Source organism: Amycolatopsis sp. M39, assembly GCF_001651785.1.
Taxonomy (GTDB): domain Bacteria; phylum Actinomycetota; class Actinomycetes; order Mycobacteriales; family Pseudonocardiaceae; genus Amycolatopsis; species Amycolatopsis rubida.
Window position 1 is genome coordinate 343254 of record NZ_LWSF01000004.1, and the last position, 17303, is coordinate 360556.

General features: G+C 70.4%; 14 protein-coding genes and 2 pseudogenes. 4 read left to right on the forward strand and 12 right to left on the reverse strand.

Features of this window, described 5'->3' with window-relative positions:
• Positions 1-74: 74 nt before the first annotated feature.
• Together A4R44_RS12190 and A4R44_RS12195 are read left to right on the forward strand one after the other, a co-directional pair.
• Complete coding sequence (locus tag A4R44_RS12190) at positions 75-890, forward strand: serine hydrolase (protein ID WP_067579305.1); 816 nt, start codon at positions 75-77, stop codon at positions 888-890.
• Positions 887-2383, forward strand: a complete 1497-nt coding sequence (locus tag A4R44_RS12195; protein WP_067579308.1) for an alpha/beta hydrolase — start codon at positions 887-889, stop codon at positions 2381-2383. Before A4R44_RS12190 ends, A4R44_RS12195 begins: the two co-directional genes overlap by 4 nt.
• Here A4R44_RS12195 and A4R44_RS12200 read toward each other — a convergent pair.
• From A4R44_RS12200 to A4R44_RS12235, 8 genes and pseudogenes are all read right to left on the reverse strand, one after another.
• Positions 2380-3343, reverse strand: a pseudogene (locus A4R44_RS12200) (D-2-hydroxyacid dehydrogenase family protein). The gene A4R44_RS12195 and the pseudogene A4R44_RS12200 overlap by 4 nt on opposite strands.
• An 80-nt stretch (positions 3344-3423) precedes the next feature.
• Positions 3424-3987: pseudogene (locus tag A4R44_RS12205) on the reverse strand (GrpB family protein); the annotation flags it as partial.
• 43 nt (positions 3988-4030) lie between these two features.
• Positions 4031-4894, reverse strand: coding sequence for a shikimate dehydrogenase (locus A4R44_RS12210; RefSeq protein ID WP_095213290.1), 864 nt, complete (start codon positions 4892-4894; stop codon positions 4031-4033).
• On the reverse strand, positions 4881-7121 hold the full coding sequence (gene mltG / locus A4R44_RS45510) for an endolytic transglycosylase MltG (RefSeq protein WP_067579312.1): 2241 nt from the start codon (positions 7119-7121) through the stop codon (positions 4881-4883). Before mltG ends, A4R44_RS12210 begins: the two co-directional genes overlap by 14 nt.
• The gene (ruvX, locus tag A4R44_RS12220; RefSeq protein WP_067579314.1) at positions 7118-7618 is read right to left on the reverse strand and encodes a Holliday junction resolvase RuvX; all 501 of its coding nucleotides are present in this window, start codon (positions 7616-7618) and stop codon (positions 7118-7120) included. The genes mltG and ruvX overlap by 4 nt, the downstream gene beginning before the upstream one ends.
• Positions 7608-10271, reverse strand: coding sequence for an alanine--tRNA ligase (gene alaS, locus A4R44_RS12225; RefSeq protein WP_067579316.1), 2664 nt, complete (start codon positions 10269-10271; stop codon positions 7608-7610). Before alaS ends, ruvX begins: the two co-directional genes overlap by 11 nt.
• An 80-nt stretch (positions 10272-10351) precedes the next feature.
• Positions 10352-10654, reverse strand: a complete 303-nt coding sequence (locus A4R44_RS12230; protein WP_037362888.1) for a hypothetical protein — start codon at positions 10652-10654, stop codon at positions 10352-10354.
• Positions 10651-11055 carry a DUF948 domain-containing protein gene (locus tag A4R44_RS12235; protein ID WP_067579318.1) on the reverse strand — a complete coding sequence of 135 codons (405 nt, stop codon included), beginning with the start codon at positions 11053-11055 and terminating at the stop codon, positions 10651-10653. The genes A4R44_RS12230 and A4R44_RS12235 overlap by 4 nt, the downstream gene beginning before the upstream one ends.
• Positions 11056-11210: 155 nt before the next feature.
• Between A4R44_RS12235 and A4R44_RS12240 the strand changes: the two genes are divergently transcribed.
• A complete protein-coding gene (locus A4R44_RS12240; RefSeq protein WP_198545258.1) occupies positions 11211-12116 on the forward strand; it encodes a hypothetical protein in 906 nt (301 codons plus the stop codon).
• Here A4R44_RS12240 and A4R44_RS12245 read toward each other — a convergent pair.
• The 3 genes from A4R44_RS12245 to A4R44_RS12255 all read right to left on the reverse strand — a co-directional run bounded on the left by A4R44_RS12245 (position 12106) and on the right by A4R44_RS12255 (position 15518).
• Entirely contained in the window at positions 12106-12957 is an 852-nt protein-coding gene (locus tag A4R44_RS12245) for an NAD(P)-dependent oxidoreductase (RefSeq protein WP_067579323.1), read from the reverse strand. The two genes, A4R44_RS12240 and A4R44_RS12245, sit on opposite strands and share 11 nt — an antisense overlap.
• A gap of 542 nt (positions 12958-13499) precedes the next feature.
• Entirely contained in the window at positions 13500-14021 is a 522-nt protein-coding gene (locus tag A4R44_RS12250) for a hypothetical protein (protein ID WP_067579325.1), read from the reverse strand.
• Between the two features lie 114 nt (positions 14022-14135).
• Positions 14136-15518, reverse strand: coding sequence for a replication-associated recombination protein A (locus A4R44_RS12255; protein ID WP_067579327.1), 1383 nt, complete (start codon positions 15516-15518; stop codon positions 14136-14138).
• Positions 15519-15595: 77 nt separating this feature from the next.
• Here A4R44_RS12255 and A4R44_RS12260 point away from each other — a divergent pair, with 77 nt between their 5' ends.
• Positions 15596-16351, forward strand: a complete 756-nt coding sequence (locus A4R44_RS12260) for a metallophosphoesterase (protein ID WP_067579329.1) — start codon at positions 15596-15598, stop codon at positions 16349-16351.
• Here A4R44_RS12260 and A4R44_RS12265 read toward each other — a convergent pair.
• A complete protein-coding gene (locus tag A4R44_RS12265) occupies positions 16317-17168 on the reverse strand; it encodes an SGNH/GDSL hydrolase family protein (protein ID WP_067579331.1) in 852 nt (283 codons plus the stop codon). The genes A4R44_RS12260 and A4R44_RS12265 overlap by 35 nt on opposite strands.
• Positions 17169-17303 lie beyond the last annotated feature (135 nt).

Below are 17303 nucleotides of genomic sequence, written 5' to 3' on the forward strand. Positions count from 1 at the left end.
CGGGGCCCCGCACGGTTCGTCGCGTCAGGGCACTGCGGAACAGCCCGCGGGCGGGCCCTATTACGCTGGCGGGCATGGAGAGTCTGCGCCTGATCGACGAATGGCCAGTGGACAACGTCGCGGCCGGGGCGGTCTCCGCTTCCGGCGAGGTGCGCGGACGTCACGGCGACCCGGCCCGCCCGTTCCGGCTCGCGTCGGTCACCAAACTGCTCACCGCCTACTCCGCGCACATCGCGATCGAAGAGGGCGTCGTCGAACTGGACACGCCCGCCGGGCCGGAAGGCTCCACCGTCGCGCATCTGCTCGCGCACACCTCCGGACTCGCCTTCGACGCGCACAAGGCGATGGCCGAGCCGGGCACGCGCAGGCTGTACTCCAACGCCGGGTTCGAGGAACTCGCCGACGCGCTGGCCGAGCACTCCGGCATCGCGTTCGCCGAGTACCAGCGGGAAGCGCTTTTCGAACCGCTGGGCATGACGGCGACCCGGCTGGAGGGCTCCCCCGCCGCGGGCGCGGTGTCCACATTGGACGACCTGCTCCGGTTCGCCGCGGAACTGCAGGCGCCCAAGCTGCTCGCGCCGGAAACCCTGAACGCGGCCACGGAAATCGCGTTCCCCGGCCTGAACGGCGTACTGCCCGGCTTCGGGCATCAGAAGCCGAACGACTGGGGCCTCGGCTTCGAACTGCGCGACCACAAGAGCCCGCATTGGACGGGCGCGAACAGCTCGCCGCGCACGTTCGGCCACTTCGGGCAGTCCGGCACTTTCCTGTGGGTGGACCCGGAAGCGGGGCTCGCCTGCGTCGCGCTCGCCGACCGTTCGTTCGGGCCGTGGGCGGCGCAAGTGTGGCCGCCGTTCACCGACGCCGTGCTGGCGGAACTCTCCGCGTGAAAATCTGGTTGGCGCTGGCCGCGTTGCTGCTCGTCGCGAGTTGTTCCGCACCGGCTGCGCAAACCCCGGCACCGCAAGCATCGCCAGCGCCGGTCGCGCCGCTTCCGTTGGGCACCAACGGCGCCACGGCGCCCAAGCTCGACTGGAAACCGTGCCACGGCGGTTTCCAATGCGCGACCGCACCGGTTCCGCTGAGCTACCGCGAACCCGGCGGCGCGAAGCTGAATCTCTCGGTGATCCGCATGCCGGCCACCGATCCCGCGCACCGCGTCGGGTCGCTGGTGATCAATTTCGGCGGGCCGGGCACCGACGGCGTCGGCGAGCTGATGCGGTTCGGCCCGCGGTATCCGGACGAGCTGCGGGCCAAGTTCAACCTGGTGAGCTTCGATCCGCGCGGAATCGGCGGCAGTGCCCCGGTGCAGTGCCCGGGAACGCCGCCCGCCGCCGGTTCGCCGTTGCGGGACAGCGCCGCGTTCTGGACCGCCAGCGCGGCCGTCGGCAAGGCATGCGCGGCCGGCAGCGGCGCCGAGTTGCCGCATCTGTCGACCGCGAATGTCGCGCGGGACATGGATTTGCTCCGGCAGGCACTGGGCGAAAAGCAACTGAACTTCTATGGCTATTCCTACGGCACGTATCTCGGCGGCACCTACGCGAACCTGTTCCCCGGCAAGCTGCGCGCGATGGTCCTCGACGGAACGCTCGACCTCGTAGCGAACTCCACCGGACAGCCGGGTCAGCAGCACAAACCGGTGGACGTGCGCGCCGACGTCGCGACTGCCCAGCAGCAAGAACTCGAAGCCTTCTTCGCTGCCTGCGACGCGGCCGGGCCGGGTAAATGCGCATTCGCCGGCGGCGATCTGAAACAGAAATTCGCCGGGGTGTTCGCCCGGCTGACGCACGGCCCGGTCGGCGGCATGACGGTGGCGTCGCTGATGGAAACGATCGATCGGGCGCTGTATCAATCGTCCCGGTGGCCGCGGCTGGCGAAGACGCTCGCCGGGCTCGTGCCGCCGTCGCCGGTGTCCCCCGTGCCGGTGCTGGATCCGCGAGTGCCGACGCATTCGCCCGGATTCCTGGCGGTGCAGTGCCTGGACAGCGAACTCCCGCGGGACCCCGCCGCATACGCCGGACTCGCGGTCGCGGAGGCGAATCGGCAGCCGTATTTCGGGATCGCGCCAGTGTTTTCCATGGCGCAGTGCGTCGGCTGGCCCGCGCGGGACGCGGACCGGTATCTCGGTCCGTGGAACCGGCCCCGGCCGCATCCGATCCTGATCCTGGCCAACCGGAACGACCCGGTCACCCCGCTCGCCAACGCCCAGGCCACCGCGCGGGAACTCGGAGACGGCCACGTGGTCGTGGTGGACGGCGCCGGACACACGACGCTCGACGTGCCCAGTACGGCCGCTGCCGCGGCGATGGCACGCTATTTCGCGGAGCTGACCGTGCCTCCGGACGGGACGGTTTACCCGCCGGAGGTCCGGCCGTTCCCCTAGCCGTTCAGCACGTTGATCGGCTCGCCCGCTTGGAACGCGGCAATGTCCTCGACCGCGCCGCCGTAGAAAATCTCGTACGTTTCCCGGCTCACGTAACCGATGTGCGGCGTCAGGATCGCGTTGTCCAGCGTCCGCAGCGGATGCTGCGCGGGCAGCGGCTCCACGTCGTAGACGTCCAGTGCGGCCGCCGCGATCTTCTTGCCGCGCAACGCCTCCACCAGTGCCGATTCGTCGACAATCGGCCCGCGCGAAGTGTTCACCAGGAGCGCACTCGGCTTCATCGCGGCGAATTCGGCCGCACCGACCAATCCGCGAGTGCGCCCGGACAGGACCAAGTGGACCGACAGCACATCGGAGCGCGCGAACAAGTCCTCTTTGGACACTGCCGTGACGCCGTGCTCGGCCGCCCGCCCCGGAGTGAGATGCTGGCTCCACGCAATCGGTTTCATCCCGAACGCCTGGCCGATCCGGGCGACCTCGGCCCCCAGCCTGCCGAGCCCGAGCAGGCCGAGCGTCTTGTCCCGCAACGCCATCCCGAGACCGACCTGCCAGCCNCTGCCAGCCGCCCTCGCGCATCGAACGGAACTCCAGCGGCAGATTGCGCGCACCGGCCAGGATGAGCGCCCACGCGTGTTCGACCGTCGGCGCGGCGAGAGCGCCGGTCGCGGACACCACCACGCCGCGGCGCTTCGCCGCCTCCAGATCGATCGCCGCGTTCCGCCGGCCGGTGCTGACCAGCAGTTTCAACTCCGGCAGCCGGTCGAACACCGCGGCCGGGAACGGCGTGCGCTCGCGCATCGCGACCACGACNACCACGACGTCGAACCCGGCCAGCCGCGTCACGACCTCGTCCGGCCCGGCGAACGGCTCGCCGAACACCTCGATCTCCGCTCCGAGCGAGCCCCAGTCCGCGCACTGGAGGGCCACGTTCTGGTAGTCGTCGAGGATCGCGATCTTCATGCCGCCCACCGTACTCTGCCGATCGTTGCCGATCCGGCCACAGCCACGGCCTAACGACTTCGCAGCAATGGTGCGGTTCAGGCGTTGCGCGCCCGCTCGATGATCTCGTCGATCACCTCGTTCTTCGCGTCAGCGTAGTTCTGCACGTACTCCCAGACCTGCGCGGCGAGTTCGCGTTTCTTCGCCAGGTACAGCGCCAGTTCCTCCGGATGGCCGCGCAGCCGGTCGCGGAACAGCCGGTAGCGCTCGGTCTGGCCGTTGCCGGGCGAATGGACGTGCAGGTTGATGTTCGTGTCCGGGCCCTTGAACAGGCGGTGTTTCTCCCAGTCCGGCTCGCGGATCACCAGCCGGTAGCCCGCCGCTTCGAGGGCGGGGACGTACGCGTCTTCGTCGTCCGAATCGGGTACTTCGAGCAGAATGTCGACGATCGGTTTGGCGGCGAGCCCGGGCACCGAAGTGGACCCGACATGTTCGAGCACCAGCACGCGGTCCCCGAGCGCGGCGCGAATCCGCGCCGCCTCGCGTTCGTAGAGCCGCGGCCACTCCGGGTCGTACTCGGCGAGGGTGATGGTGGTGCTGTGTTTCGGTGCCTCGCCGACCCACGCCGCTTGGATTTCACTCTCGCTGAACTGTTGCCTGGTCACAGTGATTCCCTCGTTGCTGGCTGAAAAGCAGCCCGTCAGGATATCAGGCAATCGGCAGCGGCAGGATGTTTCCGCTCGCCTCGCACAGCGCCGCCCGCATTTCCGCGCGGGGCGCCGGGTGCCCGGTGAAGTGCTCCGCTTGCCCGAATGCCTGGTGCAGCAACATGTCGAGCCCGGTCGCGAGCCGTCCGCCGCAGCGGTCGACCGCTTCGGCCAGCGGCGTCGGCCACGGGTGGTAGATCACGTCGAGCACGCTGCCGATCCGGGCCAGCTCCGCGAGATGCGGCACGACCGCGTCCGGCGGCACCGTGTTGACCAGCACCGCCGTAGTGTCCGCCAGCTCCGCGAAGTCCGCTTCGGACCATCGCAGCACGTCCACGTCCAGGCTCGCGCGCTTCGCCGCGTCAACAGTTTCCACAGCCCTCGCTGGCTCCCGCACCACCAAACGCACCGTCGTGACGCCCAGCGCGGCTAATCCGACCACCGCGGCCGCAGCCGTCCCGCCCGCTCCGAGCACCACCGCCTGGTCGTTCGCGGAAGGCGAGTAACCACCGGCGTATCGCAGGGCTCCGGTTACCCCGTCGACGTCCGTGCAGTCGGCGAGCCAGCCGTCCGGACGGCGCACGAGCGTGTTCGCCGCGCCGACCGCCGCCGCGCGCGGGGTGACCTCGGCGGCGTGGTCGAGCGCGGCGCGTTTGCCGGGCATGGTGACCGAAAGGCCGACCCACTCCGGGCCGAGCCCGTCGACAAAACCAGGCAGCTCGGCGGCGTCGGTCTCGATCCGGTCGTAGGTCCAGCCGTCCAGGCCCAGCGCCGCGAACGCCGCGCGGTGCAGCACCGGCGACAGCGAATGCGCCACCGGCTTGCCCAGCACCGCCGCGCGGCGCGGCCGGTCAGATGACGCCACGCTGCTCGGCCAGCTGCTTGTTGGCGATGTGCTGGTCAAACGTCGGCGCGAAGCAGGAATGCCCGTCCTTCTCGCATTTCACGAAATACACCCAGTCGCCGGGGGTCGGGCTGACCGCGGCCTTGATCGCGTCCATGCTGGGCACCGCGATCGGCGTCGGCGGGAGACCGTAGTTGGCGTAGGTGTTGTACGGTCCCGCTTTCGCCCGGTCCTCGGGTTTGGTGAGCAGCGTCGGGCGGTCCAGCACGTAGTTGACCGTGGAGTCCAGCTGCAGCCTGATCTTCTGCGAGAGCCGGTTGTAGATCACTCGCGAAATCTTGCCGAAGTCCGGCTTGATCGCCTCGCGTTCGATGAGCGACGCGATGATCAGCGTCTCGTACGGCGATTTCCCCGGCCCGGTGTTCTGCGCGGTGAGCCCGGCCGCCTGGATCGCATCGGCCGACTGCTTCACCAGGTCGGTGATCAGCTCGGTCGCGCTCCAGCCGGGTTTCACGTCGTAGACGCCGGGCGCGATCAGGCCTTCGAGCCGTTTGTCCTTGCTCAGCGCCTTGCCCGCGTCGGCCAGCGCCCAGTCCGGCGCGCCGAGCGCCTTGAGGTCGGCGTCGGCGACCGTCTTGCGCAGCTGGTCGACCGGGATGCAGGTGCTCTTGCCGCTCAAGGTCGCGCACGACGCCTTCGACATCAGGCTGTACACGCCGGGAGTGACCTTGCCGTTGGGCTGCGTGATGTCGTCGAACTGCGTGTACGGCCGGATTTCCAGCCGCCCGACGCGCGCGGTCGGCGAGGTGATCAGGTCGACCGCCTCCTCGCCCGACATGTGCTGGCGCAGCAGGTAGTAGCCCTGCTGGATCTTGCTCAGCGCGGTGTTTTCCGCGCCCGCCTTCACAAACGCCCGGGAACTCGCGACCACGCCCGCGTCGGTGAGCTTCGCGCCGATCGCGGACGTCGTGTCGCCCTGTTCGACCTGCACGAGCGCGTCGCCTTCGCCGGAACCGTCGAAGTCCGCGTAGCCGAAGATCTTCTGGTAGCCGAACCAGGCCCCGCCGCTGAGCAGCACGAGCACGAGCACCGCGGCGATCCAGCCGATCGCGCGCTTGCGCTTCTTGCGAGGCTTCTTCGCGGGCGGCTCCTCGACCGGCGGCTCGGCCCCGTCTTCGGGGTAGCCGTCCTCGTCGTAACCGTCGTAGTCCTCGTCGTAGTCCTCGTACTCGCCGTATTCGTCGTACTCGTCCTCGAAGAGGCCGTCGATCGGCTGCTCGTCCGGGTGCTCCGGCTCGTGCGCCGCGGCGGGCACGGCGGGGATCACTTCGGTGGGCTGCTCGACCGGCTGCCGGCGCGGCGGCTGGCTGCGCGGGTCGCGCGGCATCGACGCGTCCGCGAAACGCGGGTCGCGCGGCATCGAGGACTCCGCGAACCGGGGATCCGGCGGCATGGAGCCCTCCGGCGGCGGAGCGGGAGCGCGCCGGGCCGGAGGGGGCGGCGGCATCTCCGGCGCCCGGCGACGGACAGGCGCGGCAGCTTCCCCCGGAGCGTCGGCGTCGTCCCGGCGACGGCGGCCGGACGGCGGCTCGATGTCCACGGGCGGAGGAATGTCCTCCCGACGGCGACGACGGCCGGCGGGCGGCTCGTTCGGCGGCGGCGCGTCTTCGAGACGACGACGGCCAGCCGGAGCGTCGGCCGGCGGCGCGTCGTCCCGGCGACGGCGTCGACCGGCTGGCGGCTCGACCTCCCCGGGCGGAACGTCGCCCACCGGCACGTCCTCGTCCGGAGTTATGCGGCGCGGCCGGGCTCGGGGCAGATCGTCGGCCGCGTGCGGCGGCAAGTCCCAGTTCTCCGTCGACCGCTTCGGCCGGCCCTGCGGCGCGACCGGACGGCGCCGCCGGGTCGGCGGAGTCTCAGCGGCCGGGCGCCGCGGCGGTTCGGCCGGAGGCATCGCGTCCGGTGCGGCGCGACGGGTCGGTTCGCCGGCCGGGCGGGGGGTTGCTTCGGGCGCGCGCCGGCGTCCTTCCGCCGCGGGCGGACGCTGAGGCGCGTCGCCGCGCGGACGTCGTCGTTCGCCAGGCGGCATGCCTTCCGGCGCCGCGCGGCGAGGAGGTGGTTCGTCTTCGGGCTCGCGTCGCCTGCGCCGGCCGCCCGGGGTGCCGGAACCCGCCGAGGGGCCCGGTACATCCGGGTTGTCGGGATTGCGCAGCCGACGGCGGCCGCCCGGGTCGCCGGGGTCGGTCATGAGTCGCCTTTCCGGGCACGGTGCGCGGCGGCGGCGTCGAGCCAGGCTTGCAGGATCTCGACTGCCGCTGCCTGGTCCACCACGGCGCGCTGCTTGCGGCCCTTGACCCCCCGCTGGGACAGCATTCGCGACGCGGTGACCGTCGTCAACCGCTCGTCTGCCAGTCGCACGGGCACGTCCCCCACGCGCCCGGCGAGCTTTTCCGCATACGCCAGCGCTGTGTCCGCGGCCGCGCCCTGCCGGTTCGCCAGCGTCCTCGGCAAGCCCACGATCACCTCGACCACCTCGTGTTCGGTGACGAGATCGGCAAGCCGGTCCAGATCGCTGTCGTCCTTCGCATCACGGGAGAGGGTAACGAGCGGGCTCGCGAGCACGGGGGCGGGATCGCTCAGCGCGACGCCCACCCGGACAGACCCGACATCGACCGCGAGCCGCCTGCCCCGTCCCGGATCGGACTCGCCGGGCCGATCCGGGCCTCTCCGGGGGTTAGCGGCCAAGGTCCGCGACCGCCGCGCGCAGCGCCGTCACGGCCTGCTCCGCGCCCGCCGGGTTGCTGCCGCCGCCCTGGGCCATGTCCGGCTTGCCGCCGCCGCGTCCGCCGATCGCCTCGGCGAACGACGGCACGAGCTTGCCCGCCGCGATTCCCTTGTCGCGCGCCGCCGAGGTCGTGGCGACCACGAAGGCCACCTTCTCCCCCGAAGGCGCGAACAGCGCGACGACCCCGGCGCGGTCGCCGAGGCGGCCGCGGATGTCGGAGGCGAGCGCGCGCAGGCCGTTGCCGTCGACGTCCGGCACGACCTCGGCCACCACCGAGACGCCGGAGACGTCCTGCGCCTTCTCCGTCAGCGCGCCGGCCGAGCCGAGCACCTGCTGCGTGCGCAGCTGCTCGATCTCCTTCTCGGCGTTCTTCAGCCGGGACAGGACGTCCTCGATCCGGCCGGGCAGTTCGTCCGAGGGCACCTTGAACGTGTTCGCCAGCTGCGAGACGAGCAGCTGCTCCTTGCGGACGTGCTTGAGCGCGTCCGGGCCGACCAGCGCCTCGACGCGGTGCACGCCGGAGCCGACCGACGCGTCCGACACCAGCTTGACCAGGCCCAGCTGGCCGATCCGGCCGACGTGCGTGCCGCCGCACAGCTCGCGCGAGTACTCGCCCATGTCGACGACCCGGACATCGTTGCCGTACTTCTCGCCGAAGAGCGCCACCGCGCCCAGTTCGAGGGCCTTGTCCTTGGTCGTGGTGTAGCTCCGCACCTCGACGTCGGTCTGCAGGTAGTCGTTCACTTCCTGCTCGACCTCGGTGAGGATGTCGGCCGACACCGCGCCCGGAGTGGTGAAGTCGAACCGCATCCGGCCCGGCGCGTTGAGCGAACCGGCCTGCGCCGCACGCTTGCCGTACGCGCCGCGGACGGCCGCGTGCACGAGGTGCGTGGCCGAGTGCGAGCGCTCGATCGAGAGCCGCCGGTTCGCGTCCACCGATCCGGTGAGCCGGGTGTCGATCCCGACCTCGCCCTGGGTGACCTCGACGCGGTGCACGAACAGGCCCGGCACGATCTTCTGCACGTCGAGCACCTTCAGCTCGACGCCGTCGCCGACCAGCACGCCGGTGTCGGCGATCTGCCCGCCGCTCTCGGCGTAGAACGGGGTGCGGTCGAGCACCAGCTCGGCTTTGCCGCCCGCGGCGACGCTGCGCACCGGCAGGCCGCCTTCGAGCAGGCCGACGACCTTCGCGTCCGCCTGGAGCTCGGTGTAGCCGAGGAACTCGGTTTCGCCGTGCTGCTCCAGCACCTTGCGGTACTCGGACAGGTCGCCGTGGCCGCTCTTGCGGGACGCCGCGTCCGCCTTGGCACGCTTGCGCTGCTCCTCCATGAGCGTGCGGAAGCCGTCCTCGTCGACGGTCAGGCCCTGTTCGGCCGCCATCTCCAGCGTCAGGTCGATCGGGAAGCCGTAGGTGTCGTGCAGCTGGAACGCCTTGTCGCCGGCGAGCACGTCGCCGCCGCCCTTCTTCGTCTCGGCCGCGGCCAGGTCGAAGATGCGCGAACCGCTGGTGAGGGTGGCGAGGAACGCCTCCTCCTCGACGCGCACGACCTCGGAGATCCGGTCGAAGCCGCTGACCAGCTCGGGATAGGTCGGGCCCATGGTCTGGCTGACGACCTTCGCGAACTCCTGCAGCACCGGCTCCTGCACGCCCAGCAGGCGGGTGGAGCGCACGATGCGGCGCAGCAGCCGGCGCAGCACGTAGCCGCGCCCGTCGTTGCCCGGAGTGACGCCGTCGCCGATCAGCAGCACGCCGGTGCGCGCGTGGTCGGCGATGACGCGGAAGCGCACGTCGTCGGCGTGGTTGGCGCCGTAGCGGCGGCCGGAGAACTCCTCGGCGCGGCCGATCACCGGGCGGACCAGGTCGGTCTCGTACACGTTCTCGACGCCCTGCAGGATCGTCGCGACGCGCTCGACGCCCATGCCGGTGTCGATGTTCTTCTTCGGCAGCTCGCCGATCGGCGGGTGGCCCAGCTTCGGGCTCTTCTCGCCGCGGACGTCCTGCATGAAGACGAGGTTCCAGATTTCGATGTAGCGGTCCTCGTCGGCGACCGGGCCGCCCTCGCGGCCGTACGCGGGGCCGCGGTCGTAGTAGATCTCCGAGCACGGGCCGCCGGGACCGGGCACGCCCATGTCCCAGTAGTTGTCCTTGCCGTCGCGGACCTGGATCCGCTCGCTGGGCAGGCCGGTGAGCTTGCGCCACAGCCCGGCCGCCTCGCTGTCCTTCTCGTAGACGGTCGCCCAGATCCGGTCCGGGTCGAGGCCGAAGCCGCCGTCGTCCTGCGACTTGGTGATCAGCTCCCAGGCGTTCTCGATCGCGCCTTCCTTGAAGTAGTCGCCGAACGAGAAGTTGCCCGCCATCTGGAAGAACGTGTTGTGCCGGGTGGTCTTGCCGACCTCGTCGATGTCCGGCGTGCGCACGCACTTCTGCACCGAGGTCGCGCGCGGGTAGGGCGGCGGGGCCTCGCCGAGGAAGTACGGTTTGAACTGGACCATGCCCGCGTTGACGAACAGCAGGTTCGGGTCGTCGAGGATCAGCGGGGCGCTCGGCACGCGCGTGTGGCCCCTGCTCTCGAAGTGGCGCAGGAAACGGTCGGTGATCTCGTGTGTGTCCACGGGTACGTCCTTGTGCTGAAGACCCGGCTTCGGCCGGGGAAAGGAAACGGGGGTCGGAGGCGGCGGAAGGCGCGCGGAGTTCAGCCCTCCGCCCGGCGAGCTCGCCGGGCGGGGCGACGTGCGGCGTGCCTGCCCGCGCCCGAAGGCGGCGCGACGGCGGCGGTCCGCTCCTCGACCATGTCGTGCAGCTCCTGTTCCCGTTCGTTCATCCCGGCGCGCACCTCGGCGCCGAACGAACCGACGGCGCCCGCGAGTTCCCGCACGGCGTCGCCCAAGTTCGATGCTAACCCGGCCGGCGTGGCCTGACGAGCGGTTTCGCTCGCCTTGCGGCTCAGCGCGACCCCGGCGACGACCCCGACCCCGAGCCAGAACAGCCGCTTCACTTCTTCCCCCGGCGGGCCGGGCGCTGCGCCTTGGCGGCCTTCGCTTCCTGCTTCTTGCGGCGCGCGCGGATGGCCTTGCTGATCCCGTACGACAGCGCGGCGGTCTTCACCAGCGGGCCGCCGAGCGTCGCGGTGAACACCGACGAGAGCGCCGACACGTTGCCGCTGACCGCCTGCGCGTTCGAGGTGATCCCGTCGACCCGCTCGAGCTGCGTGTTGACGTGCGTGATCGTCTCGTTGGCCCCGATCAGGATCGGGTCGCTGTTCTCGTGCGCCTTGCGGATCGCGATGGTGGCCTCGTCCAGCGTGCGGCCGAGCTTGAGCAGCGGGATCGCCAGCAGCAAGACCAGCAGTACGAAAGCTCCTGCGGCGATCAGCGCGGCGATCTGCCCTGCCGACACGGGCCCTCCTCGGGTGGTGCGGGGTCTTAGGTGGTGTGAGGTTACCGCCTGCGGCGCTTCTCGGCGGGGACCCCCCGCCGCAGTGCTCACCCAGCGCAGTCGCCGTCGCGGAAAACAGTTCGCGCCAGCCGTCTCCGGGCTGGTCTCCTCGGCCGATGGACTCCTCGAACGGACGCGGCCCGCTCCCCCGCGTGCTGGCCGGGCCGGGCGGCCCCGCCGCCGACGTGCTCGGCGGCCTTCCCTGCGCGGACCTGACCACGCTGCAGCTGGAAGTAGCCCGCCGCCGAGCCGCGAAACTGCGCGGACCGGACGTCCTGCGCCGCTACCGCGAGGACCGCTTCACCACCCCCGCGCCGCTGGCATTCGATGTCCTTCGCCGAGTCGAAGACGCCCTGCTTTCCGCCGCGCCAGCGGAATTCGATCGAGTGACGCTCTCCCCGGTGACGCCGCTGGGCGCCCACTCCACAGTGGCCGGACTGGCCCAGCACCGCGTCGTCCCGACTGGACGCGGCACGGAAGTCGCCGCCGACCCGGCGAACGGCCTCGCGCTGGAAGCCGCAGTCCGCCGCTCTGGTTCCACGCCGGTGCGCCTCGCCACCGTGCAACGCGTCGTCCGAGCCCAACCCCCGGCCCCCGGACTCTTCGCGCACTTCTCCCTCTTCGCCGCCATCACCGCCGGTCGCGACCGAGGCAGCCTGTCCTTCGAACGCGAACACCTGATTGAGCACGCGCGACTGCTCACCACCGCGGTGCGCGCCGCCGGCGCCCGCGCGGCAGGCTTCCAAATGACCACTTTGGACACCCGCTTCGCCGATTTCACCGCCTCGGTGCAGGAATCTTTGCCCGACGTAGCCGTCTCCGACGCGCCAGACCGCGCAGTCGGCCGCAATTACTACTCCGGCCTCTGCTTCACCGTCACCGCAGACTTCGGCAGCGGCCTGACCCCCGTCGGCGACGGCGGCTTCACCCCCTGGACCGCACGACTGCTCGGGAACGCGAAGGAACGTCTGCTCATTTCCGGCATCGGCGTAGACCGCGTCGCGTCTTTGCTCAACGCTTGACGATCCCCTCGTACACCGCCGCCATGTCGTCCTCGCCATGCCCCGCCTCGACCGCGGACTCCAGATGCGCCAACGCGGCCGCAGCCCCACCGACGTCGATCGCGTGCCCCGCGGCCTCGACGACAAGCCGCGCGTCCTTCGCCGCGAGCGACGCCGGGAAGCTGGCCGGATACTCGCCGGACAGCATCATGGGTCCCTTCGCTCGCGCGTAAGGCACGTCGAACCCGGTGCCGCTCATGACGTCGAAGAACAACTGCGGATCCACCCCGAGCACCCGGGCCAAGGCGAGACTCTCCCCCGTACCGTTGGTGAGCGCGAGAATCCACGCGTTCATCACCAGCTTGAGCCGCGTCGCCGTACCAGGTTCGGTGCCCAGCCAGCGAGTCCGGGAACCAATCGCGTCAAACACCTCCGCCGCACCGTCGTGCACGTTGTCCGGCCCAGCCGCGAGCACCTGCAGCTGCCCCTGTTCGGCAGGCCCCTTCGTCCCCATCACCGGGCAATCAACGAACGGCACCCCCGCCACAACGGACGCCTCAGCAAGCCGATCAACCCACTCGACCCCGACGGTACTGGTCTGCAACCAAATAGTCCCCGGTTCGAGCGAGAGCCCACGAAACACCTCGGCCACCGCCGGCCCGTCCGAGAGCATGGTGACCAGGAAGTCAGCCCCCTTCACCGCTTCGCCGGGCGCCTCGACGACGGTGACCCCTTCCGCAGCAAGCGGCTCAGCCTTGGCCCGAGTCCGGTTCCAGGCCCGCACGGTCACCCCGGCGCGAGCAAGATTGGCGGCCATCGGACGGCCCATGATCCCGGTACCGAGAAATGCGACTGTGGTCATCCAGCCATCGTGCCGCCAGCCGCGCAGGTCGGCAGGCTGACCACCGCCACCGTCCGTGAGGNGCTTACTTCGTGAGGGCCACCCTCATTGACTCTGATTCCCCAGGGTTCCCGTCACGACCCTCCACCGGCCCGTGAGGGTGAGGGCCCCTTCACGGACCGCCCGCCCGCCGCCGGGGATGCGCCCCAATCTGGCATTGGGTGCATCCCACGCACCAAACGCCACCTTGAGGCGCAAGCCCCCACCCAAACCGCAGCCAGCGCACCCGACGATCGAGGCACCCAGCCCTCCCCCGCAGCCGACACACCCGACGATCGAAGCACCCAGCCCCTCCCGCGCACCCGACACACCCAACAATCGAGGCACCCAGCCCTCCCCCGCACCCCGATACGAAGCCTCCCTGCGGTTCGGGGGTGCTTGTCAAGGCATCTTTCACGCCTTGACAAGCACCCCNCCCCGAACCGTCAGCACAATCAACCTTCGGGGTGCCCCACGCCAGCCCCAAAGGCGATGTCGCCCCCAGGCGACGAGCCAAACCTCACTCACTCAACACCGACCCGCTCGGCCACCAACTCCTCAAACCCAGGAAACTCCCCCGGCACCACAGCCCGCCCCGCCCCGCCCGAAGCCCCCGCGCCAGAACGCCGAACCCGAACAGTCACGTACCCCGCCTGCCCGTCGTGCCAATGCCGGACCCCAGCCGGAACCGTCAGCACATCCCCCGGCTCGCACAACACCGCGTGCACCTCGCGCCCCGCATGCAAATACCAAACCGCGGCCCCCCGCACGAAGAACCGATCCTCAACCCCGCCCCCACTGCGCTCCGCCAGCGAGGGCTCCCCAGCGACGACATCCGCCGCATAATCCCCCGCCCCGCCGACCAGAGAGTCGATCAACTCCCGATACCGAGCGAGCAAGTCACCATCGGCGTCGTCGTCAACCACGGGCCACCGGGCAAACCCAGCCCCCACCCGCCCCAGTTCGGCGACAATCGCCCCGGTGTCCTCAGTCCGCAGCAGCACATGCCCAGGCTGATCATCAGGCCAGACGGTCAACAACGTCATCGCCGCCCCCTCTCCTTGAACAGGAGCAACCCACCGCAGACCCGAATGTTCCCGGCTGAACACGAACCGCGAAGAAAGTGGCGGCCTTCACTCACCCCGCGCTGGCCGGAACACTCACCCCTGCCGTTCCCCGCGAATAGTCCGCCGCAACCGAGGCACCCGCTCAGCCAACGTCCGCTCCCCGCCACGCTGCGTAGGCTCGTAGTAATCCCGCCCCACCAGCTCATCCGGCGGATACTGCTGGGCCAGGACCCCCTCGGGCACGTTGTGCGGATACCGGTACCCCTCAGCGTTGCCCAGTTGCTTCGCCCCCGCGTAGTGCCCGTCCCGCAGATGCGGCGGCACAGTCCCGATGGCCCCCGACCGAACGTCGCTCAACGCCGTGTCGATCGCCGTGACCACAGCATTCGACTTGGGCGCGGTAGCCAGATGGATCGTCGCCTGCGCCAACGCGAGCCGCCCCTCCGGCATCCCGATGAACTGCACCGCGTGCGCCGCCGCGACCGCCGCCTGCAACGCCGTCGGATCCGCCAGCCCGACATCCTCGCTCGCGTGCACCACCAGCCGCCGCGCGAGGAACCGGGGATCCTCCCCCGCCTCGATCATCCGCGCCAGGTAATGCAACGCAGCGTCGACGTCCGACCCGCGAATCGACTTGATGAACGCGCTGATCACGTCGTAGTGCTGATCGCCGTCGCGGTCGTAGCGAACAGCCGCCTTGTCCACAGTGGACTCGACAACGGCCAGATCGATCGTCTTGTTCTCCGTAGCGGACGCGGCATCCGCGGCCGCCTCCAACGCCGTGAGCGCGCGACGCGCATCACCGCCAGCAAGCCGCACGAGGTGTGCCCGCGCATCATCAGTCAACGTGAGCTCGCCGCCGAGCCCGCGCTCGTCGGTCAGCGCACGCTCCAGCACAGCGACGATGTCGTCGTCGGTGAGCGGCCGCAGCTGCAGCACCAAGGACCGCGACAACAGCGGCGACACGACCGAGAACGACGGGTTCTCCGTGGTCGCCGCCACCAGCAGCACCGTGCGGTCCTCGACCGCGCCGAGCAGCGCGTCCTGCTGGGTCTTGGAGAACCGGTGCACCTCGTCGATGAACAGGACGGTGTTCTCGGTGTTGTACTGCCTGCGCCGCCGCGCCTCCTCGATGACGCCGCGCACCTCCTTGACCCCCGCCGACAGCGCGGACATCGCGACGAACCGGCGTCCGGTGGCGATCGACACCAGGTTCGCCAGCGTGGTCTTGCCGGTGCCGGGCGGGCCGTAGAGCAGCACGGAAGCCGGAGCGGCCCCCTCGACCAGCCGGCGCAGCGGAGCCCCTTCGCGCAGCAGGTGCTGCTGCCCGACCACCTCGTCGAGCGTGCGCGGCCGCATCCGGACCGCGAGCGGCGACGTCGCCGGGTCGGCCTGCGGTTCGGCCTGGTTCGCTCCGGAGGGTTCCGGCGGCGGCCCCACGTCGGGGTTCACCGTGAAGAGTTCGTCCTGTGCCACACCGACGACGGTATCCGACCACCCCGACAATCCCGCTCGCCCGGCCCCGCAGCGCCGCCGGAGGGCAGACTGGGGCGATGGTTTCCTCGGTCGCGGTGTTGTCCGACATCCACGGCGTGCTGCCCGCGCTCGACGCGGTCCTCGCCGAACCCGACGTCCAGGCTGCCGACCTGGTCGTCCTGTGCGGCGACCTCGCGGCCGGACCGCTGCCCCGGCAGACGCTCGACCGGCTGGTTTCGCTCGGAGATCGCGCAGTGTGGGTGCGCGGCAACGCCGATCGCGAACTCGTCACACTCGCTGGCGGCGGCTCCACCCAGATCCCGGACCCGATCGGCCCGTGGGCGGCGGCGCGGCTGCGGCCGGATCAGGTGGCGCTGCTCGACGGCTTGCCGTTGACGGTCACGCTCGAAATCGACGGGCTCGGTGAAGTGCTGTTCTGCCACGCCACTCCGCGCGACGACGAAGAGGTCGTCCTCGTGGACAGCCCGTTGTCGCGGTGGGCGGAGGTCTTGGACGGCGTCACGGCGGGGACGGTGGTGTGCGGGCATACCCACATGCCGTTCCTGCGCTTAGCCGACCGGTGCCGGATCGTGAACCCCGGCAGCGTCGGAATGCCTTATGGCACGACAGGTGCGCACTGGGCGCGGCTAGGTCCTGGCGTCGAGTTGCGGCGTACTGCTTACGACGCGGAGGCCGCGTGCCGGGAGTTGGCGGAGACGTCGGAGTATTCCGGAATTCAGGACTGGAGCGACTATTTCGTACGGAATCCGGCATCGGACGCGGAGGCGTTGCGGGTATTCAGCCCACGCGCTCGCGGAACGAGCGCCACATGATGACCGCGGCGTAGGGCAGGAACTCCCGGCCGCGCCGCCATAGCCAGGGCACGCCTTTGGCCACGAGCCAGCCGAAGTGGGCGGCTGCGCTTGGCTCGACTCCGCCGGAACAGGTGAGGCTCACCGGTCGCGGCACCTCGAAACCGGCGGCTGCGGCCAGGTTTGTGAAACCTTCGGCGAGCATGCGGTGGCCCAGTTCGGAGGGATGCAAGCGGTCGACGCTCCAGACGGTGAGGTCGTAGGCGCCGGGGAGGGTGTCCAGGTTCAGGCAGGCGATGCCTTCCGCTTCCACCACCCGGTCGATCGCCTCGTTCAGTTCCGTCACGCGGGCGCTCAGGGCTCGCTTCAGGGACGGCGGGAGGCGGAAGACCTTGCTGTGGTCGTGGAAACGTACTGGGAGGACTGTGGTTCCGATCGCGGTGAGTTCGCGGACGATGGCGGTGAGGTCCTCGGCGATGTTGTCCGCGTTGAAGTCTGGGCGGAGGGTGTCGTTCATGCCCACTACGACCAGGGCCATGTCCGGGCGGTGCGCGATCGTTTTCGGGAGTTGATCGGTCCGTACGCAGGACATGCGGGCGCCGGTGAAGGACGGGTTCAGGTAGCCGTCTTCGGCGATGCCCAGGGCTTCCGCGACCAAGGGGCCTACGCCGCGCCATCCGCCGCGGTTGGGGAGGGGGTCGCCTAGGCCTACTGCGGTGGAGTCGCCTAGGACTGCCAGGCGGGTTGCTCGCCGGGTCTGGGGTTGAGGCCGGGGGGCCGGGGCTGGTTCTGCGGGTGGGGTGACTCCGACGCTGATCACGGTCACGACGAAGACCATCCGGTATTGAGGCTCACCGCTGGTGATGGGGAGGTAACGCGGTATGGACGGAGGTGGGAACTTCCGGTACTCGGGGTCTGGGTTGGGGTGGTTTGGCTCGTCGCCTGGGGGCGACATCGCTTGCGGGTGGTTGCG